Genomic DNA, 20,198 nt, shown 5'->3' with positions numbered 1-20,198 from the left:
ACGCCGGATCAGGCCGTGCCGGGCCGGTGCCGCCGCACGGTTTCCTCGACGAGGTCGAGCACCGGCCCGAGCCCGGCGGCCGGTAGTCCCATGGCCAGGTGCGAGACGAGTCCTTCGAGGACGAGCTCGAGGAAGGCGGTGAGCACGTCGACGTCGACGTCGTCGCGCAGCTTCCCGGCCTCCCGCTGCCGCAGCAGGCGCAGCCGGGTCGCCGTGGTCAGCTGCTCGGACCGCTCGGCCCAGCGGCCGCGGAACTCGGGGTCGGTGCGCAGCCGCCGGGAGACCTCGAGGCGGGTGCCCAGCCAGTCGGCCGGGTGGTCGCCGCCGGCCAGCAGGTCCCGCATCACCTGCACGAGGCCCTGCTCGGCGACGACGTCGGCCATCCGGACGGCGTCGTCCTCCGCGAGGGCGAGGAAGAGCGACTCCTTGTCGCGGAAGTGGTGGAAGATGGCCCCGCGGGACAGGCCGGTGGCTTCCTCCAGGCGCCGGACTGTGGCACCTTCGTAGCCGTAGCGGGCGAAGCACACGCGCGAGCCGTCGAGGATCTGGCGCCGTCGTGCGTCGAGGTGATCCTGGCTTACGCGTGGCATCCTGAAATCCTGGCACCGCGGACCGGCTTCTCGCAATCCGTACGTACGTACTGTGACCCGGAGTGCCGGGAACCGGACCCCGGCCCCCATCGTCGGAACGTTGCGGCGATTCGCTGACACGGCTTGAGACAGTTGGCTAGTCTCTGCATCATCACGGTGGGTGAACTGAGGGGCAGGTGCGGGACGTGATCATCGGCGAAGCCGGGCAGGCGGCGCAGGCGCTCTGGGGTGACGCCTTGACCGGCCTGGGCCGCGTGTACGGCGGCGGGGGCAAGGGCGGCCAGTTCAAGATGGACCCCGACGAGCTCAACGCGGTGATCGGCCAGTGGGAAGACGTCCTGGACAAGATCACCGACGATGGCAACAAGATCCAGCACCTCCTCGTGGTCAGCGGAGCCGCGCCCGGCAAGGACCCCGCCAGCGGAAGCTTCGCATCGACCAGCTCCGACTCGATCCTCGCGTTGCTCAACCAGAACACGTCGATGCGGCAGTACGCGCAGGACTACATCAAGAAGCTCAAGGCCGCGCAGTCGAAGACCGTGGTTACCGACCAGGACCTGTCCGACACCTTCAAGGCATAGGCGAGCCGAACTTGTTGCGAAGCAAACTGGGTGTCCTGGCGGCTCTCGTGACCGTCGCCGCGGGACTCGCGACCGCGTGCACCACGACGACCGGCGGCACGGCCTCCCCGTCGACGACCGGATCGTCGGCGTCGGACGCGCCGTCGGCGGATCCGGACGTGCCGAAGGTCGCTGCTCCCTTGGACGTGAGCAAGTACGTCTCCGACACCTGCGCGATCGTCCCGCAGGACGTTCTCGCGCCGTTGCGCTACACCGACCCGGGGGATTTCGAGGCGAAGGGCGACTCGCCGTTCACCCAGGCGGGCCCGTCCTGCTCGTGGAAGCTGCGCGGTGAAGGCATCGGCGTGTCCGTGACACTCGGGACGGGGAACCGTGATCGGGGAGCCGGTGGCCTGGCCGGGATCTACAACGGCTACCAGAACAAGACCTTCATCCGGTACCTCGAGCGCGCTCCGGACGTAGCGGGCTATCCGGCCGTCTACTGGGGGATCGTGGACGAACGGCCGAGGGGTAACTGCGGGATGGACGTCGGCATCGCCGACGATCTCACGTTCGACGTGTACGCCCAGGGCTACCAGGGGCAGGACGACTCCTGCGGAGCGGCGAACCAGGTTGCCGCGGGCATCATCAAGACACTCAAGGGGGCTTGACGAGTGGACGGCAAGCAGATCTTCGACAACTTCACCCAGGGTGACACCAAAGGGCTCCAGCAGGTGGCGGACACGGTCCGGCAGCTGTCCGAGTCCTACATGGAGCACGGCGCGAGCATCAAGGCGCTGCAGGCACGCATGGTGAACTCCTGGAGCGGCGACGCGGCGGACGCGGCGAACGCGGGCGCCGGCCCCATGGAGATGGCCTTCCGGGACAGTGCGGCGCCCCTGGACGCGACCACCGACTCGGTCAAGACCCAGGCCGCGGTGTTCGAGGACTCGAGCAAGACCGTCGTCCAGGTGCCGCCGAAGCCGGACAAGCCCAGTCCCTGGAGCATCGGCCTCAAGGCCGCGGTCCCGATCGCCGGGCCCTTCATGGCTCAGAACGACCTGGACAACTACCAGGAGGGCATGGCGAAGTACAACGCGGCGAACGAGACCAACGTCCGCGTGATGGACCAGTACAGCAGCGCGACCGACAGCACCCGGTCGGCGCTCCCCACCGACTACGGCGTGCTGGAGTCCGACGGCGCGGCGATCTCCGTCAACCGAGGTGGTGGCCCGCCGCCGATCAGGCCGCTCATCATCAACGAACACGAGCTCAAGCCGAACCCGCCCGGTGGCGACGACGACCACACCTCGACCACGAGCGTCGACACCACCCACACCGGGAACCCCGACAAGCCCGGCAGCACCGACCGGCCCACGGACCCGAACCGGCCGACGGACCCGAACCGGCCCACCGATCCGAACCGGCCCACGGACCCGAACCGGCCCACGGACCCGAACCGGCCGGTCGTCGTCCCGCGGTCCGAGGACGAGACGCGCCCGACCAGCACCACCCGGCCGACCACGACGCGGCCGTTTCCGCCGAGTACCGACCGGCCGGGTAAGACGCCCGTCGGCACCGACGGGATCGACTTCTACCCGACCAACACCGGCGGTGGGGGCGGCGGCAACAACTACTCGAACACCTTCGGCAACGACCCGTACTCGAGCACCGGCGGCCGCGGGCCGAGCAGTGGCTCGGCGGGCGGGCGGCTGCTCGACTCCAATGGTCGCCCGATCGGGGGCGGCGGCAGCGGCGGGACCGGCAGCGGCGCCGGCGCCGCGGGGGAGCGCGGGCTCGGCAGCGGGCGCGGGTCCGGCATGGGCAGTCTCGGCAACGCCGCCGCCGCGGAGGCCGCCGCCGCGCGGTCGGCCGGGGGGCGCTCCGGGCAGATGGGACCCATGGGTGCCGGCGGCCGCCGGGGCGAGGGTGAGGAAGATGATGAACACCAGCGGCCGGACTTCCTGATCGAGGCGGACCCGGACGCGATCTTCGGCACCGACCAGCGGACCAGCCCGCCGGTCATCGGCGAGTAGAGCGAGTAAGCGGGTGGACGTGGTCACAGGCCGGGTGGACGTTCCGGTCGAGGCGCTGGCCGCACTGGCCGAGCGCGAACAGGTCGGGCAGCTGCACATCACCCTGCGTCCGGAGCCGTTGTGGCTTTCGGACGCGGAGCGCGACGAAGCGGACAAGCGGGTCGAGGCCGCATTGGCGGAGGCGGGCCTGGTCGACGCGCGCGGCCGCGCCACCGTCGACTTCCTCGACTGGCTGCCGCTGCTGGTGAACCCGGCGCGGGAGTTCTACGGCTGGGTCGGCGCGGACGGGCAGACCTACGGCGTGCTGGCGGCGGCGAAAGGGCTGCAGGCGATCCTGGCGGTCTCCGACGGCACGCACGTCGGCGTGCAGGAGATCGACCGGAACCGGCTCGCCGAGTCCCTCGTCGAGCAGCTGCCGCCGGTCGGCCCGGGCGGCGGTCACCCGCGCTCGGTCCGCGTCGCGGACCTGACCGAGGCCGCCCGCCTCGGGCAGGACGCCTACCCGCTGGCCCCGGCGATCGCCGACGTCATCAGCCTGGTCCAGCGGCCGGTGCAGGGCAGCGGGGAGCTCTACGTCGGCCGCCGTGACGACGTCGGGCGGCACACCTGCCTGCAGCAGCCCCTGCACTACGCCGACACGGACTGGGGCCGCTACCTCAGCTACACCTCCGGCGCGGGCGAGGACGCGGTCATCCACATCGGGCCGGCGGGCCCGCGTGAACTGGCCGACACGCTCATGGAGCTGGCCGGCGCCCTCGTTTGACCGCTAATGTGACAGCGCTGTTGTATTCCGTGGGGCAGGAAGGACGCGCTGATGCTGTACCCCGAGATCGAACCGTACGAGCACGGCCTGCTCGACGTCGGTGACGGGCACGAGATCTACTGGGAGATCTGCGGAAACCCGGACGGCAAGCCGGCGCTGGTCGTGCACGGCGGCCCGGGCTCGGGCTGCTCGACGAACCTCCGCCGGTACTTCGACCCGGCGAAGTACCGGGTGGTGCTCGTCGACCAGCGCGGCTGCGGCCGCAGCCTCCCGCACGCCGGCGCGCCGGTCGCTGACCTCTCCGCGAACACGACCGACCACCTCGTCGCGGACTTCGAGCTGCTGCGCACCCGGCTCGGGATCGAGAAGTGGCTGCTGCTCGGCGGTTCCTGGGGGTGCGTGCTGAGCCTGACCTACGCCCTGCGGCACACCGAACGGGTCAGCGAACTGGTCCTGATGGGCCTCGCCACCGACCGGTTCCTCGAAGTCGAGATGCTGATCCGCGGCCTCGGCGCGTACTTCCCGGAGGCGTTCGAGAAGTTCCGCCGGGGAGTGCCGGAGAGCGAGCGTGACGGCGACCTGTCCGCCGCCTACCACCGGCTGCTGATGGATCCCGACCCGGCGGTCCATCTCAAGGCGGCTGACGACTGGAGCGCCTGGGAGGACGCGATGCTTCCGGGCGTGCCCCCGCACAAGTCCTTCGAGGACCCGGCCTTCCGGCTCTGCTTCGCCCGGCTGGTCACGCACTACTTCAGCAACCGGGCCTTTCTGCCCGACGGCGAGATCCTGCGCGAGCTCGGCAAGCTCGCCGACATCCCGGCGGTGCTGGCGCAGGGCGTGCTCGACACGAGCAACATCGTCGGCACGCCCTGGCTGCTGCACCGCGGCTGGCCGGCCAGCGAGCTGGTCCTGCTCGGCGACGTCGGCCACAGCACGCAGGACGCGTCGATGCAGGACGTCCTGGTCGGCGCGACCGACCGCTTCGCCCGCTGACGGGCGGAAGCCCCGGGCGGGGCTTCCGAGCCGGCTCACGGGATGAGCAGCGCCGGCTCGCCTTCCGGCGTCAGCGCCGCTTCGGCGCGCTGGGCCCGGGTGGTCTCGGCCAGCCGCAGCCCGGTGATGCGCAGCGGCAGCCGGTCCATGTTCCACTCGGTCAGCAGCAGCGCCACCTTGGCCTGCATCTCGGTGCGCAGCCGCAGGAACGAGTCGGCCGGGTCGGCGCCGACCTCGCCCAGCAGCAGCCACCACGCCCAGGCGGCCGCGCCGGCGTTGGCGACGAAGTCCGGCACCACCGCGACTCCGCGCGCGGAAAGCGCCGCTTCGGCTTCCGGGGTGGTCGCCGCGTTGGCCGCTTCGACGACGACCTTGGCCTTGACCAGGTTCTCGTTGTCCGGCCGCAGCGCGTAGGAGATCGCCGCCGGCACGAAGACGTCCGCGTCGATCCCGACGATCGTCTCGCGCGGCAGCACCCGGACCCCGGCCGGCAGCCGGGAGCGGTCGACCTCGCCGAAGCGGTCGCGCAGCTCCAGCAGTGCCGGGACGTCGAGCCCCACCGGGTCGTAGAGCGTGCCCGCCGCGTCGGCGACCGCGACCACCTTCATCCCGGCTTCGTGCAGGTACCAGGCCGCGCCGCCGCCCATGGTGCCGATGCCCTGGATCGCGACGGTCGTCTCGCGCACGTCCCAGTCCCACGCCGCCGCGACGCCGAGGCACGCCTGCGCCACGCCGTAGCCGCCGACGACGTCACCGAGCAGCAGCCCGCCGGGGACCGGCGCGTTGAGGCCGGCCTGGACCCGGCGCAGCGTGCGCGCGGGATCGGCCGAACGGCGGATCGCCGCGTGGTACGACTGCTCGAGGCCGAGCTCCGCGAACACCTCGTCGATCAGGTGCTGGGGCACGCCGAGGTCCTCGGCGGTCACCCAGTGGGCGTCCAGCCACGGCCGCAGGAACGCGCAGAACCGCTTCAGGACGTCGAAGGCACGCGGGTCCTTCGGGTCGAAGTCGATGCCGCCCTTGGCCCCGCCGACCGGCAGGTTGAACGTGGCGGTCTTGTTGGCCATGCCCCGGGCGAGGTCCTCGACCTCGCTCATCGTGCAGCCCGCCCGCATCCGGGTGCCCCCGGTGGCGACGCCGGAGACCAGGCTGTGCACGACCAGGTAGCCGTGCGCGCCGGTGACGGGATCGGTCCACGTGAGTCGCATCAGCGGCTCGGCGTTGCGGGGGGTCATCGGGGCCACTCACCTCCAGGGAAGTCGGGGGCGGTCTCGCCGACCGCCTCCACGAGAGTGCGCCCCGGGTGGTCCTCGCGTCCATTTAACGCTGCTGCACGATCTCGTTTAGGTTTGGTGTATGGAGCTTTCGCTGCACCGCTTGCGGATGCTGCGCGAGCTGCACCGCCGGGGCACCGTCACGGCGGCCGCCGCGGCGCTGCACTACACCGCCTCGGCGGTGTCCCAGCAGCTCGCACAGCTCGAACGGGACGTGGGCGCCAAGCTGTTCGAACGGCTCGGGCGGCGCGTCCAGCTGACCGAGCTCGGCACCCTGCTGACCGAGCACGCCGAGGAGATCCTCGGTTCGGTGGAACGGGCGACCCTCGCTTTGGAGGAGGCGCAGGACGCCCGAACGGTCCGGTTGACGGCCGGAGTGTGGGCGTCGGTGGCCTCGGGACTGCTGCCGACGGCCCTCACGGCGCTCGCCGGCGAGCACCCCGGCATCGAGGTGCGGACCCGCGAGCTGGCGCCCGAGGACACCGCCGAAGCGGTCCGGGACGGCACGCTCGACCTCTCGTTCGTGATCGACTATTCGGACGCCCCGACCGCTTGGGACGGCGGGCTGGAACGCGCGGTCGTGGCCGTGGAGCGGCTGCACGCGGCGGTGCCGCGGGGCGCGGTGCCGTCGGGGTCGGCGTCGCTGGACGAGCTCGCCGAGCACCCGTGGATCCTGGCCAGCCCGAAGTCGCACTTCGGCCGGGCGATGCGGACGGCCTGCAAGCGCCACGGCTTCGCCCCGAAGATCAACCACGAGGTCGAGGAGCAGTCGACGGCGATGGCGATGGTCGGGGCCGGCCTCGGCGTCACCCTCGTCTCCGACCTGGGCCTGCGGCTGCTGCGGCCGCCGGGGATCGACGTCGTCACGCTCACCACGCCGCTGCTGCGGACGGTGTCGATCGCCTACCGGCGCACCGCGTTCCGCCGGCCCGCGTTGCACCTGGTGATCGAGGCCGTCCGGGCGTCGGCGGCCGAGCTCGGTCTGGGCACCGAGTCCGCTTTGCCCTGATCCGGGAGTTCTTACGAAGTGGTGATCGGCTCCCGCTGCGCAGGACGAGCCCTGATTTTGTCGTACCCCGCGTGTAGCGTCCGAAGTCAAGAAGTTCCATCACACGGAACAAGGAACGGACATGACGGAAGCATCCACGGTGCACGACTTCCCCGAGAAGTCGGGGAGTGCGTCCAACCAGACCGCGCGGGTCCTCGCGGACCGCGCGGCCGGCGAGGCGTACGTCGCATCGGTGTGTTTCAAGCACGGACCACCGCGCCTGACCGGCGTCGAGCTGGAGTTCACCGTGCACCACGCCGACGACCCGGCAAGACCGCTCGATCCCGATCTCCTGGCCACGGCGCTGGGTCCGCACACCCCGCGGACACTCCGCCCCGACAGCCCCGCCACGCCCCTCCCGGCCGGCAACCCCGTGAGTCTCGAACCCGGGTGCCAGGTCGAAGTCTCCGCCCTTCCCCAGGCCACACTGCGTGAGCTCGACGCAGCCGTCTCGGCCGATCTCCGCCACCTGGGTGAACTCCTCGCCCGCCACGGGCTCCAGCTCGGTGAATCCGGCATCGACGCGCACCGCGCGCCGAGCCGGCTCCTGCGCACGCCGCGGTACGCGGCCATGGAACGCCGGTTCGCGCCGATCGGGCCCGGCGGTCTCACGATGATGTGCAGCACCGCGGGCCTGCAGGTGTGCGTCGACGCGGGGGAGGCCGACCAGTACGCGTTCCGCTGGGCGGCCGCCCACGCGATGGGGCCGCCGCTGCTCGCCCTCTTCGCCAACTCCCGCGTCCACGCGGGGCGGGACACGGGGTTCGCCTCGGCCCGCTGGCTCGCGGTGCACGACACCGAGGCGGTCCGGACGAGGACGGCCCGCGTGGCGCGCGACCCGGCGGCGGAGTGGGCCGCGCGCCTGATGGACACCCCGCTGATGGTGCTGCCGCGCGGCAACCGGCCGTGGGACGCGCCGGAAGGGCTGACCTTCGGCGACTGGATCGACGGCAGGGGCGCGGGCGCCCTGCTGCCGAAGCCGACGTCGGCGGACCTCGACTACCACCTCACGACGATGTTCACCCCGGTCCGCCCGCAGGGGTACCTGGAGATCCGGTACCTCGACGCGCAGCCGCCGGGCCAGTGGCTGCCGCCGGTGGCCCTGGTCACGGCGCTGCTCGCCCGTCCGTCCACTGTGGACAAGGTCCTCGACCTGTGCGCGCCGGTGGCGGGCCGGTGGACCACGGCGGCCCGGGCCGGCCTCGCCGACCCGGAGCTCGCGGCCGCCGCGGCCGCGCTGGCCGACCTCGGCTGCGCCGAGCTGGCGGCCACCGGGTTGACGGAACAGTCGATCACCGAGATCAGCGAGAGCGTGCAGGGGCGCGCGTACCGATCGAGGAGCAACGCATGAGCACCGAGGCCGACGCACTTTCCGAGCTGAGCGCGCAGGACCTGCGCGCCCGGGCCGCGGAGGCGCTGACGCGGGCGAGGGCCCGCAGCGTCGCGCTGACCGACGCGGTCGACGACGAGGACCTCGTCCGCCAGCACTCCAAGCTGATGTCGCCGCTGGTCTGGGACCTGGCGCACATCGGTGTCCAGGAGGAGCTGTGGCTGGTCCGCGACGTGGGCGGCCGGGAGCCGCTGCGTCCGGAGATCGACGACATCTACGACGCCTTCCAGCACGCGAGGGCCGACCGGCCCGAGCTGCCGCTGCTGGGCCCGGCGGAGGCGCGGGCCTACGTCAAGCAGGTCCGTGAAAAGGCGTTCGACGTGCTGGAACACGCGCCGCTGGAAGGGCGGCGGCTGACCGAGCGGGCCTTCGCGTTCGGCATGATCACCCAGCACGAGCAGCAGCACGACGAGACCATGCTGGCCACCCACCAGCTGCGCACGGGCGAGCCGGTGCTGCACGCGCCGGAGCCACCGCCCGCGCGGTCGGGCTCGCTGCCGGCGGAGGTGCTGGTGCCGGGCGGGGTGTTCACGATGGGCACGTCGGCCGAGCCGTGGGCGCTGGACAACGAGCGGCCGGCCCACGAGACGGCCGTCGAGGCGTTCTGGATGGACACGGTGCCGGTCACGTGCGGGGCCTACGCCGAGTTCCTCGACAGCGGCGGCTACGACGACGAGCGGTGGTGGAGCCCGGCCGGCTGGGCCTACCTGCGCGAGAGCGGCGTCACCGCCCCGCGGTTCTGGCAGCGGGAACAGGACGGCTGGTGGCGGACCCGGTTCGGCGTCTACGAGCGCGTCACGGCCGAGGAGCCGGTGGTGCACGTCTCGTTCCACGAGGCCGAGGCGTACGCCGCGTGGGCCGGCCGGCGGCTGCCCACCGAAGCGGAGTGGGAGAAGGCGGCGCGGTTCGACCCGGCGACCGGCCGGTCGCGGCGCTTCCCCTGGGGTGACGAGGAACCGGGCGCCGAGCACGCGAACCTGGGCCAGCGGCACCTGCGCCCGGCGCCCGCGGGCGCGTACCCGGCCGGCGCGTCGCCGACCGGGGTGCACCAGCTGATCGGCGACGTCTGGGAGTGGACGAGCACGGACTTCCACGGCTACCCGGGCTTCGCGCCGTTCCCGTACCGGGAGTACTCGGAGGTGTTCTTCGGGCCGGAGTACAAGGTGCTGCGCGGCGGCTCGTTCGGCACCGACTCGGCGGCGGTCCGCGGCACGTTCCGCAACTGGGACTACCCGATCCGGCGGCAGATCTTCGCCGGCTTCCGCACGGCACGTGACGCGGCCCGGAGCGAGGTGGGCTAGGCGCCATGTGCAGGCACATCGCCTACCTCGGCGAGCCCGTTTCCCCCGCCGAGGCCGTTTTCCGCGCGCCGCATTCGCTGCTGGTGCAGTCCTACGCCCCGGCGGACATGCGGGGCGGCGGCACGGTGAACGCCGACGGCTTCGGGCTCGGCTGGTACCTCGAACCGGGCGCGGTGCCCCTGCGGCACCGTCGCTCGACACCCCTGTGGACGGACGAGTCGCTGCCGCCGCTGGCCGCGGCGCTCACCGCGCACGCGTTCGTCGCCGCGGCCCGCAACGGCACCACCGGCCTGCCGGTGACCGAGGCGGCCGCGGCGCCGTTCACCACGGGCCGGTGGCTGTTCAGCCACAACGGCGTCGTCCGCGGCTTCCCGGACTCGCTGGCCGAACTGGCCAAGACCCTGCCGGTCACCGAGCTGCTGACCCTGGAGGCGCCGACGGACTCGGTTGTGCTCTGGGTCCTGCTGCGGGCCCGGCTCGCGGCCGGGGAAGACCCTTTGACGGCGGTGGCCGGGCTGACCACCGCCGTCGAGGCGGCCGCACCCGGCTCCCGGCTCAACTTCCTGCTCACCGACGGCGAAACGCTGATCGGCACGACCTGGACGCACGCGCTGTCGGTGCTGGAGACACCCACGGGTGTGCTGCTGGCGTCCGAACCGTGTGACGGCGATCCGCGCTGGAATCCCGTTCCCGACCACCACGCGGTGCGCGTCCGGCGCGGCCGGCCCGTCGAACTGCTTCCCCTGAACCTGGAAGGCCTGTCCCGATGACCGAAGTCGATCTCGACCACCACCGTTCCGGCGACGCCGTCACCGCGGAGCTGCGCGCGGACGTCGTCGCCGGGCTCACCGCCGCGCAGAAGTGGCTGCCGCCCAAGTGGTTCTACGACGCCGACGGCAGTGAGCTGTTCGAGAAGATCACCCAGCTGCCGGAGTACTACCCGACCCGCAGCGAGCGCGAGGTGCTGGCCGCGCACGCCGGTGACGTCGCGGAGCTGACCGGCGCGCACACGCTCGTCGAGCTCGGGTCCGGGTCGAGCGAGAAGACCCGGCTGCTGCTCGACGCGCTGACCGCGGGCGGGACGCTCGAAGCGTTCGTCCCGCTCGACGTCTCCGAGTCCGCGCTCGCCGAAGCCGCCGAGGCGATCTCGAAGGACTACCCGGGTCTGACGGTCCGCGGGGTTGTCGGCGACTTCACCCAGCACCTCGGCCTGCTGCCCGGCGGGCCGCCGCGGGTGGTGGCCTTCCTCGGCGGCACGATCGGCAACTTCCTGCCCGCCGACCGCACGGCGTTCCTGCGGTCGGTGCGGGAGGTCCTGGCCGAGGGGGAGTGGCTGCTGCTCGGCACCGACTTGGTGAAGGACCCGGGCGTGCTCGAGCGCGCGTACGACGACGCGGCCGGTGTGACGGGCGAGTTCAACAAGAACGTGCTGCGGGTGATCAACACCCGGCTCGGCGCGAACTTCGACCCGGACGAGTTCGAGCACGTCTCGCACTGGGACGCGGAGAACGAGTGGATCGAGATGCGCCTGCGGGCGCCGCGCGCGCTGACCGTGGACATCCCCGGCGCGGACCTGACGGTGGCCTTCGCCGAAGGGGAGCACATCCGCACCGAGATCTCGGCCAAGTTCCGGCCCGCCGGGGTCGAAGCCGAGCTGGCCGCGGCCGGGTTCGCGCTCGAGCGGTGGTGGACCGACTCCCAGCAGCGGTTCGGGGTGAGCCTGGCAAGATCTGTGCGTGGCTAATCCTCTCCGGGCGCTGGCCCGGGCCGTCGGCACGAAGCCGTGGCTGATGCGTTCGGCTCGGTTTGTCGTGTGGGCGGACAAAAAACTGCACCGGGCGTTCGGCGGCCGGGTGAGCCTCGTCGCGCTCGCCGGGCTGCCGTCCCTGCGCCTCACGACGACCGGCCGCAGGAGCGGGCTGCCCCGCAGCACCAACCTGCTCTACTACCCGCACGGCGAGGGCTTCGTGCTGACGGCGTCCAACTGGGGCCGCCCGAACGACCCGGCCTGGGCGCTCAACCTGCGCACGAACCCGAAGGCCTCGGTCGCGCTGGCGGGCCGCCCGGCGGAGGTGGTCGCGCGCGAGCTGACGGGCGAGGAATACACCGCGATGTGGCGGGAGCTCCTCGCCTTCTGGCCGGGCTACGCGATGGAGCAGAAGGAGGCGGGCCGCCCGTTGCCCGTTTTCCTCCTGGACCGCATCACTCGATAGGTTTCCACCATCCTTTCGGACGGTGACGGTATTCACCGATTTGTGCCAGTCTCACCCGGGTAACGCGCCGTGACGTCCTGAACGCGCGGCGAGTGCGTGACCTAGGGAGGGAGACGTCGTGCGGAGATCCACAAAGGGCCGGGTGCGCTCGTTCGCGCTGGTGGGGGCACTCGTGGCCGGGCTCGGCGTGGCCGGGGCCACCGGCACCGCCGCCGCCGCGACCGACGCCGCCGCCAAGCCGGCCGTGGTCGGCGCGACCGCCCCGGTGAGCTGGGGCGCCTGCCCGTCCGCGACCCTCGCCGGGGTGCCCGCGGACGAGGTGAAGTTCTACAGCTGCGCGCGCTACCGCGTGCCGATCGACCACGACAACTCGTCGCTGGGCACCATCGACATCGCCCTGCTCAAGCGCGCGGCCCGCACACCCGCCGCCCGCGTCGGCTCGCTGTTCCTCAACCCCGGCGGCCCCGGCGGCTCGGGGCTGCGGATGCCGATCAGCGGCCCGTTCATCTTCCAGCCGCCGGTGCTCGACCGCTTCGACCTGATCGGGTTCGACCCGCGCGGGGTCGGGGACAGCAACCCGCTGCGTTGCTTCACCACCCAGGAGGACGCGGACGAGGTCTTCGGCGCCCAGGTCGCGGTGCCGCTGAGCCGCCCCCAGATCTCCGCCACCCTCGCCAGCTACCGCGACTACGGCCAGTTCTGCAAGAACAACGCCGGCTCGCTGCTCAACCACATGTCCACCAAGGACGTCGTGCGTGACCTCGACACGCTGCGCGCGGCGGTCGGCGACCGGAAGCTGACCTACGTCGGCTTCTCGTACGGGACGCTGATCGGCTCGACCTACACCTCGATGTTCCCGAAGCAGTCCCGGGCGATCGTCATCGACGGCAACGTCGACCCGAAGCTGCGCACGAGCGACGGCGTCGAGTACGACCGGCAGCGCGCGCAGGGCTTCGAGATCTCGCTCGACGGCTTCCTGAAGCGGTGCGACCAGGCCGGCCCGAAGTGCGCGTTCAGCGACGGCACCCCGCGGGCGAAGTTCGACGAGCTGCGCGAGTACCTGCGCAAGCAGCCGATCACCCTCCCGGGCAGCGAGCCGCTGGACATCAACGCGTTCACCGGCGCGGTCTCGAGCATCCTGTACTCGCCGTCGAGGTTCCCCGCCCTGGCCGAGGACCTGCAGGTGCTCTACACCGCGATCCACCCGGCCGGCGCGCAGGCGCAGACGCTGCAGGCCCGCGGGCTGAAGGCGCTCACCGGCGGCCAGCAGGGCCTCGCCGACCTGGCCCCGGACAGCCCCTACACCAGCGACGACTCGTACTTCGCCGTCAACTGCGCCGACAAGCCGTTCAAGATCAAGCAGGAGCAGGTGCCGGACATCGCCGCGAAGTGGGAGCGCGAGTCGCGCACCTTCGGCCGCTACCAGGCCTTCGCCGACACGGCGGCCTGCCCGGTGTGGCCGGCGAAGAAGCCGGACGCCTACCGCGGGCCGTGGCAGGCGAAGACCGACGTCCCGGTCGTCGTGGTCGGCAACTACTACGACCCGGCGACGCAGTACAAGTTCGCCCAGCGGATGGCGGCGCAGCTGGGCAACACCCGGCTGCTGTCGGTCGACGCGTTCGGCCACTGCATCCTCGGTGACGCCCTCGGCGTCGACAAGGCCGTGGCGGACTACCTGATCGACCTGAAGGTCCCGGCCAACGGCCAGGTCTTCCAGCCGAACGTCCAGCCGTTCGAAACGCCGTAAGCCCGATGTGACCGGGCCGGGGTGACGCTGTCGCCCCGGCCCGTTCTCATGTCCCGAGCAGCCGGTCCAGCAGGTCCCCGGCGGCGGCCTCGGCTTCGGCGACCGCGGTTTTGTGGTCGTCGGCCCGGGCGACCAGCAACGCGATCTCGTTCATTCCGGCGAGCAGCACGTGGGCGAAGAGGTCCACGCGCGCGGCGGGGATCCGGCCGTCGCGTCGGAGGGCCGCCTTGATCCGGCCGAGCGTGCGCACCTCGTCGAGCTCCCGCCAGCGCTGCCAGCCCAGCACGGCCGGCGCGTCGATGAGCATCACCTGACGCACCACGGGGTCCCGGGTGCTCCGGATCCACGCGAGGCACGCGGCGCGCAACGCCGGCACCGGGTCGTCCAGGCCCTCGACGGCCCGCGCCCCCTCCGCGCCGACCCGGTCGTAGACGGTGTCCAGGACCGCGGCGAACAGCGCGTCCTTGCCGGGGAAGTGGTGGTAGAGCGCGCCCCGGCTGACGTCGGCGGCCCGGAGGACGGCCTCGATCGAGGTGCCGTCGTAGCCGTGCTCGGTGAACAGGCCGGTGGCGACCGCGACGAGGTGCTCGCGGGTCGCCTGGCCGCGGTCGATCTTCTTGTTCATGCGGGTCGGCAGCCTCCGTCGTTGACAAACCGACTGACGGTCTGTTCATACTAGACCGTCAGTCGGTTTACTTCTGGAGGGACTGTACCGATGGATCTGCGAACCTGGGAGGACCAGCGCGGGCGCGTGTCGACGGCGTCCGGCGACGTGAGCTACGTCGACGTCGGCGAAGGACCGGTCGCGCTGTTCGTGCACGGCGCGGGGACGAACAACCTGTTGTGGCGCAAGGTGATCACCGAGCTGGCGGGGGAGCGGCGGTGCATCGCGCCCGACCTGCCGGGGCACGGCGCCTCGCCGGTGACGCCCGAGCAGGACCTGAGCCTGAACGGGCTGGCGCGGCTGCTCGAAGACTTCTGCGCGTCCCTGGAACTCGGCGACCTCGACGTCGTCGCCAACAACACCGGCGGCGCCGTCGCGCAGGTCTTCGCCGTGCGCCGGGCGGACCGGCTCCGGACGCTCACTCTGACCAACTGCGACACGCAGGGCAATCTGCCGCCCGAGGCGTTCCGCCCGGTCGTCGAGCTGGCCGAGCACGGGCAGCTCGCGCCGCTGTCGGTCCGGCTCGCCGCCGACCCGCAGCGGGCCCGGACCGGTGCGCTCGGCGGCGGCTACGAGCACCCGGACCGGGTGCCGGACGAGGTCCTGGACGCCTTCGTCCGCCCGGTGTTCGGCACCCTCGACGCGGCCCGGCAGTTCGAGCGCCTGCTGACGTCGGTCCGGGGCGAGGAGCTGGACGCGATCGAGCCGCTGCTCAAGGAGTTCCGCGTGCCGACGCTCCTGGTGTGGGGCACCGGCGACCCGAACTTCGGGATCGAGTGGGCGTACCGGTTCCGCGACGCCGTCCCGGGTGTCACCGAGGTCGTCGAGGTGCCCGGCGCGAAGCTGTTCTTCCCCGACGAGCGGCCCGAAGACCTCGTGCCGCACCTGCGCCGGCACTGGGCGTAGTGATCATCACAGCCCTGACCCGCAGGTTTCGGTTACAGTGGTGCGGTTGATCAACCACGAGCAACGGAAGCGAGGTGAGCGGCACATGCCAGCGGACAGTCAGCGGACGACCGGGCGTGCGCTCACCGGAGGCTTCCGGCTGGGCTGATCGCGTCCGGTCTCCTCCTGTCCGGCAGTGCACGCACGCCGGAAACGAGTCGGACATGACCATCTTCGAAATGCTGCTGCGCGTCGGCGCCGGCGTCGGCCTGGGCGCCGTCATCGGGTTCGAGCGCCAGTTCCGCGCCCGCATGGCCGGGCTGCGCACCAACGCCCTGGTCGCCGTCGGCGCGACCCTCTTCGTCCTGCTGTCCGCCCACGGGTTCGGCGGCCTGTCCGGTAGCGGTGACGCCGACCCGACCCGGGTGGCCGCGCAGATCGTCTCCGGCATCGGCTTCCTCGGTGCCGGTGTGATCATGCGCGACGGCCTCAACGTCCGTGGCCTCAACACGGCGGCGACGCTGTGGTGCTCTGCCGCGGTGGGATCCCTGGCGGGCGCCGGGTTGTTCGTGGTCGCGGCGGCCGGGACCGCCGTCGTGGTCGGGGTGAACGTGGTGCTGCGGCCGCTGGGCCGGGTCGTCGACCGCCGCCCCGACTCGGGCGAGGAAACCCCCGCCCGCTACGAGTTCCAGGCGGTGACCCGCGACGACTCGGAGGCGCACGTGCGGGCGTTGCTCGTGCAGGCGTTGGCCCGCACGGACTTCCGGCTGCTGTCGGTGCTGAGCACGGACCAGCCGGAGAGCCGCACGGTCGAGGTCCGCGCCGAGCTGGCCGCCGACCAGCGCGACGACGCCCAGATGGAGTCGGCGGTGTCGCGGCTTTCGCTGGAGCCCTCGGTTTCCAGCGTGCGCTGGGAAGCCGTGCCCGCCTAGCGGCTCACCCGGCTGCGGGCAGGCATTCGGCGAGCAGGGCGAGGACGTCGCGCCAGGCACGCTCGGCGTGCCGGGCGTGGTAGCCGACGCCGGGGAGCACGGTCTGGCCGGTCCCGAGCGGCGGGTGGTGGAAGGCGTGCTCGGCGCCGCCGTAGGTGACCAGGCGCCAGTCGACGCCCGCGGCCTGCATCTCGGCGGCGAACGCCTCGCGGTGCGCGGGCGACTGGATCGGGTCCTCGGACCCGACCCCGGCCCACACCGGGCAGCGGATGCGCGCCGCCTCCCCGGGCCGGCCGGTGATCAGGCCGTTGACCGTCGCGATCGCGCGCAGGCCGGCCCCGGCGCGCCCGAGCTCCAGCACGACCGCGCCGCCGGTGCCGTAGCCGATGCCGGCGACGTGGTCGGGGTCGGTCCGGGGTTCGGCGCTCAGCACGTCGAGCGCGGCGAAGCCGATGTCCCGGAGCCGGTCGGGGTCGTCCAGCAGCGGCATGCACCGCGCCAGCATCTCCTGCGGGTCGGTGAACCAGCGGCCACCGTGCAGGTCGAAGGCCAGCGCCACGTACCCCAGCTCGGCCAGGGCGTCGGCCCGGCCGCGCTGGAAGTCGTTGAGCCCTGGTCCTTCGGGCCCGACGAGCACCGCGGGACGGCGGCCGTCGCCGGCCGGGACCGCGAGGTGCCCGACCATCGTCAGGCCGTCGGCCGGGTATTCGACGGTGCGTGTCGTGATCGTCCCCATGGGAGGCGACTGTAGTGATCGCCGAGCCCGGCCGGGCCCGTGTTCACCGCGGGCGGAAACGAGCGAAGGCCTCCCCGCTCCGGGAGCGGGGAGGCCTTCACAAGCGCGGAAACCCTTACGCCTGCGTCATCTTCCGCAGCACGTACTGCAGGATGCCGCCGTTGCGGTAGTAGTCCGCCTCACCCGGGGTGTCGATGCGGACGTCCGCCTCGAACTCCACCTTGCTGCCGTCCTGCTTGGTCGCGGTGACGTGCACGGTGCGCGGGGTGTCGCCGTCGTTCAGCGCCGTGATGCCCGAGATGTCGAACGTCTCGGTGCCGTCGAGGTTCAGCGACTCGGCCGACTCGCCCGCCGGGAACTGCAGCGGGATGACGCCCATGCCGATCAGGTTCGACCGGTGGATGCGCTCGAACGACTCGGTGATGACCGCGCGCACGCCCAGCAGCGACGTGCCCTTGGCCGCCCAGTCACGCGACGAGCCGGAGCCGTACTCCTTGCCGCCCAGCACGACCAGCGGGATGTCCTGCGCCGCGTAGTTCTGCGCCGCGTCGTAGATGAACGACTGCGGGGCGTCGTCCTGGGTGAAGTCGCGGGTGTAGCCGCCCTGCACGTCGTCCAGGAGCTGGTTGCGCAGCCGGATGTTCGCGAAGGTGCCGCGGATCATCACCTCGTGGTTGCCGCGCCGCGAGCCGTAGGAGTTGAAGTCCTTCTTCTCCACGCCGTGCTCGGTGAGGTACTGCGCCGCCGGGGTGCCCGGCTTGATCGCGCCGGCGGGGGAGATGTGGTCGGTGGTGACCGAGTCGCCCAGCTTCGCGAGCACGCGCGCGCCGGAGATGTCGGTGACCGCCGCCGGCTCCGGCGTCATGCCCTCGAAGTACGGGGGCTTCCGGACGTAGGTGGACTCGGCGTCCCACTCGAAGGTCTTGCCCTCCGGGGTGGGCAGCGCCTTCCAGCGCTCGCCACCGTCGAAGACGTCGGCGTAGTCCTTGGTGAACATCTCCTGCGTGATCGCGTAGTCGATGGTCTCCTGGATCTCCTGCGCCGTCGGCCAGATGTCCTTGAGGAAGACGTCCGTGCCGTCGCTGTCCTGGCCCAGCGGCTGGTTCGCGAAGTCGAAGTCCATCGTGCCGGCCAGCGCGTAGGCGATGACCAGCGGCGGCGACGCGAGGTAGTTCATCTTCACGTCGGGGTTGATCCGGCCCTCGAAGTTCCGGTTGCCCGAGAGCACCGAGACCGCCGTGAGGTCGTTCTCCTGGATCGCCGCGGAGATCTCGTCCGAGAGCGGGCCCGAGTTGCCGATGCACGTGGTGCAGCCGTAGCCGACCAGGTGGTAGCCCAGCTTCTCCAGGTACGGCCACAGGTTGGCCTTGGTGTAGTAGTCGGTGACGACCTGCGAGCCCGGCGCCATCGACGTCTTGACCCACGGCTTCACCGCGAGGCCCTTGTCCACGGCGTTGCGCGCGAGCAGCGCGGCGCCGAGCATGACCGACGGGTTCGAGGTGTTGGTGCAGGACGTGATCGAGGCGATCACCACGGCGCCGTGGTCGAGGACGAACTCACCGCGGTCGGAGGTCGAGACCTTGACCGGCTTGCTCGGGCGGCCCGACGCGCCGTTCGCGGCGGAGCTGGTGACCGGCGCGGCGTCGTCCTCGGCGAACGACAGCGACGGGGAGTCGCTGGCCGGGAAGGACTCCTCGGAGGCCTCGTCCATCTTGGTGTGCGGCGTGGCGTCCTCGCCGTCCACGTAGTCGTGGATCGACTTGCGGAACGACGACTTCGCGTCCGTCAGCTCGATGCGGTCCTGCGGGCGCTTCGGGCCGGCGATCGACGGGACGACCGTCGAGAGGTCCAGCTCGAGGTACTCGGAGTAGACCGCCTCGTGCGACGGGTCGTGCCAGAGGCCCTGCTCCTTGGCGTAGGCCTCGACCAGCGCGACCTGCTCGGCCGAGCGGCCGGTCAGCTTGAGGTAGCGGACGGTCTCCTCGTCGATCGGGAAGATCGCCGCGGTGGAGCCGAACTCCGGGCTCATGTTGCCGATGGTGGCGCGGTTGGCCAGCGGCACCGCGGCCACGCTCTCGCCGTAGAACTCGACGAACTTGCCGACCACGCCGTGGCGGCGCAGCATCTCGGTGATCGTGAGGACGACGTCGGTGGCGGTGACGCCGGCCGGGATCTCGCCGGTCAGCTTGAAGCCGACGACGCGCGGGATGAGCATGGAGACAGGCTGGCCCAGCATGGCGGCCTCGGCCTCGATGCCGCCGACGCCCCAGCCCAGCACGCCCAGGCCGTTGACCATGGTGGTGTGCGAGTCGGTGCCGACGCAGGAGTCGGGGTAGGCCTGCCCGTTGCGGGACATCACCGTGCGGGCGAGGTGCTCGATGTTGACCTGGTGCACGATGCCGGTGCCCGGCGGGACGACCTTGAACTCGTCGAAGGCGCCCTGGCCCCAGCGCAGGAACTGGTAACGCTCGCGGTTGCGCTCGTACTCGATCTCGACGTTGCGCTCGAAGGCGTCGGGGCGGCCGAAGACGTCGATGATCACCGAGTGGTCGATGACCAGCTCGGCCGGGGCGAGCGGGTTGACCTTGTCGGGGTCGCCGCCGAGGTCGGTGACGGCCTCGCGCATGGTGGCGAGGTCGACGACGCAGGGGACACCGGTGAAGTCCTGCATGATCACGCGCGCCGGCGTGAACTGGATCTCGATCGACGGGTCGGCCTTCGGGTCCCACGAGCTCAGCGCGCGGATGTGGTCGGCGGTGATGTTCGCGCCGTCCTCGGTGCGCAGCAGGTTCTCGAGCAGGACCTTCAGGCTGTACGGCAGGCGCTCGGCGCCCTCGACCTTGTTCAGGCGGAACACCTCGTACGAGGCGTCGCCGACCTTCAGCGTGTCTTTGGCGCCGAAGCTGTCCTTGCTGGCAGGTGCGGTCACGTCTAACTCCAGTGGCATGGACTTCCGCGCCGGTGCGGCGGTCGAGTCCTGAGGTCAGTTCGGTCGGGTTCGGTGCTGGCGAGTCTTGCGCACCCCCACCGTAGGACCGGATTCGGGATGGCACACCTCGCGGTGCT

At 71.8% G+C, this 20,198-nt stretch carries 19 protein-coding genes; 14 read left to right on the top strand and 5 right to left on the bottom strand.

Annotated elements, in window-relative coordinates; genetic code table 11:
- Window positions 1–8: 8 nt before the first annotated feature.
- Complete coding sequence (locus tag ACZ63J_RS07205) at window positions 9–590, bottom strand: TetR/AcrR family transcriptional regulator (protein ID WP_465305244.1); 582 nt, start codon at window positions 588–590, stop codon at window positions 9–11.
- 185 nt (window positions 591–775) lie between these two features.
- On the opposite strand from ACZ63J_RS07205, the gene ACZ63J_RS07200 reads away from it, so the two are divergent.
- Genes ACZ63J_RS07200 through pip form a run of 5 tightly spaced genes read left to right on the top strand, consistent with a single transcriptional unit; the run spans window position 776 to window position 4,942 of the window.
- Window positions 776–1,171, top strand: coding sequence for a hypothetical protein (locus ACZ63J_RS07200; protein ID WP_465398457.1), 396 nt, complete (start codon window positions 776–778; stop codon window positions 1,169–1,171).
- Between the two features lie 14 nt (window positions 1,172–1,185).
- Window positions 1,186–1,821, top strand: coding sequence for a DUF3558 domain-containing protein (locus ACZ63J_RS07195; RefSeq protein ID WP_465398456.1), 636 nt, complete (start codon window positions 1,186–1,188; stop codon window positions 1,819–1,821).
- 3 nt (window positions 1,822–1,824) lie between these two features.
- The gene (locus ACZ63J_RS07190; RefSeq protein ID WP_465398455.1) at window positions 1,825–3,186 is read left to right on the top strand and encodes a WXG100 family type VII secretion target; all 1,362 of its coding nucleotides are present in this window, start codon (window positions 1,825–1,827) and stop codon (window positions 3,184–3,186) included.
- A 34-nt stretch (window positions 3,187–3,220) separates the two neighbouring features.
- On the top strand, window positions 3,221–3,949 hold the full coding sequence (locus ACZ63J_RS07185; RefSeq protein ID WP_465398778.1) for an ESX secretion-associated protein EspG: 729 nt from the start codon (window positions 3,221–3,223) through the stop codon (window positions 3,947–3,949).
- Between the two features lie 51 nt (window positions 3,950–4,000).
- Window positions 4,001–4,942 (top strand): prolyl aminopeptidase, encoded by a 942-nt coding sequence (gene pip / locus ACZ63J_RS07180; protein WP_465398454.1) that lies wholly within the window; start codon window positions 4,001–4,003, stop codon window positions 4,940–4,942.
- Window positions 4,943–4,977: 35 nt separating this feature from the next.
- Here the strand turns inward: pip and ACZ63J_RS07175 are convergent, their stop codons facing one another.
- On the bottom strand, window positions 4,978–6,177 hold the full coding sequence (locus ACZ63J_RS07175) for a Glu/Leu/Phe/Val dehydrogenase dimerization domain-containing protein (protein WP_465398453.1): 1,200 nt from the start codon (window positions 6,175–6,177) through the stop codon (window positions 4,978–4,980).
- Window positions 6,178–6,298: 121 nt separating this feature from the next.
- Here ACZ63J_RS07175 and ACZ63J_RS07170 point away from each other — a divergent pair, with 121 nt between their 5' ends.
- The 7 genes from ACZ63J_RS07170 (at window position 6,299) to ACZ63J_RS07140 (ending at window position 13,915) form a co-directional block, all read left to right on the top strand.
- Window positions 6,299–7,225, top strand: coding sequence for a LysR family transcriptional regulator (locus ACZ63J_RS07170; protein ID WP_465398452.1), 927 nt, complete (start codon window positions 6,299–6,301; stop codon window positions 7,223–7,225).
- A gap of 121 nt (window positions 7,226–7,346) precedes the next feature.
- Window positions 7,347–8,615 carry a glutamate-cysteine ligase family protein gene (locus tag ACZ63J_RS07165; RefSeq protein ID WP_465398451.1) on the top strand — a complete coding sequence of 423 codons (1,269 nt, stop codon included), beginning with the start codon at window positions 7,347–7,349 and terminating at the stop codon, window positions 8,613–8,615.
- Entirely contained in the window at window positions 8,612–9,955 is a 1,344-nt protein-coding gene (egtB, locus tag ACZ63J_RS07160; RefSeq protein ID WP_465398450.1) for an ergothioneine biosynthesis protein EgtB, read from the top strand. Before ACZ63J_RS07165 ends, egtB begins: the two co-directional genes overlap by 4 nt.
- 5 nt (window positions 9,956–9,960) lie before the next feature.
- Entirely contained in the window at window positions 9,961–10,725 is a 765-nt protein-coding gene (egtC, locus tag ACZ63J_RS07155; protein ID WP_465398449.1) for an ergothioneine biosynthesis protein EgtC, read from the top strand.
- On the top strand, window positions 10,722–11,699 hold the full coding sequence (gene egtD, locus ACZ63J_RS07150) for an L-histidine N(alpha)-methyltransferase (RefSeq protein WP_465398448.1): 978 nt from the start codon (window positions 10,722–10,724) through the stop codon (window positions 11,697–11,699). Before egtC ends, egtD begins: the two co-directional genes overlap by 4 nt.
- Before the next feature lie 46 nt (window positions 11,700–11,745).
- Entirely contained in the window at window positions 11,746–12,168 is a 423-nt protein-coding gene (locus ACZ63J_RS07145) for a nitroreductase family deazaflavin-dependent oxidoreductase (protein ID WP_465398777.1), read from the top strand.
- A gap of 142 nt (window positions 12,169–12,310) precedes the next feature.
- A complete protein-coding gene (locus ACZ63J_RS07140) occupies window positions 12,311–13,915 on the top strand; it encodes an alpha/beta hydrolase (RefSeq protein WP_465398776.1) in 1,605 nt (534 codons plus the stop codon).
- Window positions 13,916–13,961: 46 nt separating this feature from the next.
- Here ACZ63J_RS07140 and ACZ63J_RS07135 read toward each other — a convergent pair whose 3' ends face one another.
- Window positions 13,962–14,540 carry a TetR/AcrR family transcriptional regulator gene (locus ACZ63J_RS07135; protein ID WP_465398447.1) on the bottom strand — a complete coding sequence of 193 codons (579 nt, stop codon included), beginning with the start codon at window positions 14,538–14,540 and terminating at the stop codon, window positions 13,962–13,964.
- 90 nt (window positions 14,541–14,630) lie between these two features.
- Here ACZ63J_RS07135 and ACZ63J_RS07130 point away from each other — a divergent pair, with 90 nt between their 5' ends.
- On the top strand, window positions 14,631–15,485 hold the full coding sequence (locus ACZ63J_RS07130; protein WP_465398446.1) for an alpha/beta fold hydrolase: 855 nt from the start codon (window positions 14,631–14,633) through the stop codon (window positions 15,483–15,485).
- Between the two features lie 203 nt (window positions 15,486–15,688).
- A complete protein-coding gene (locus tag ACZ63J_RS07125) occupies window positions 15,689–16,396 on the top strand; it encodes an MgtC/SapB family protein (RefSeq protein ID WP_465398445.1) in 708 nt (235 codons plus the stop codon).
- 4 nt (window positions 16,397–16,400) lie between these two features.
- Here the strand turns inward: ACZ63J_RS07125 and ACZ63J_RS07120 are convergent, their stop codons facing one another.
- Both ACZ63J_RS07120 and ACZ63J_RS07115 read right to left on the bottom strand, forming a co-directional pair.
- Complete coding sequence (locus tag ACZ63J_RS07120) at window positions 16,401–17,132, bottom strand: dienelactone hydrolase family protein (RefSeq protein WP_465398444.1); 732 nt, start codon at window positions 17,130–17,132, stop codon at window positions 16,401–16,403.
- A 115-nt stretch (window positions 17,133–17,247) separates the two neighbouring features.
- On the bottom strand, window positions 17,248–20,079 hold the full coding sequence (locus ACZ63J_RS07115; RefSeq protein WP_465398443.1) for an aconitate hydratase: 2,832 nt from the start codon (window positions 20,077–20,079) through the stop codon (window positions 17,248–17,250).
- Between the last annotated feature and the right edge of the window lie 119 nt (window positions 20,080–20,198).

The sequence above is a fragment of the Amycolatopsis sp. NPDC104863 genome (assembly GCF_055582965.1).
Note: the sequence above shows the minus strand (reverse complement) of the source record. Positions and strands in the feature narration are given on the sequence as shown.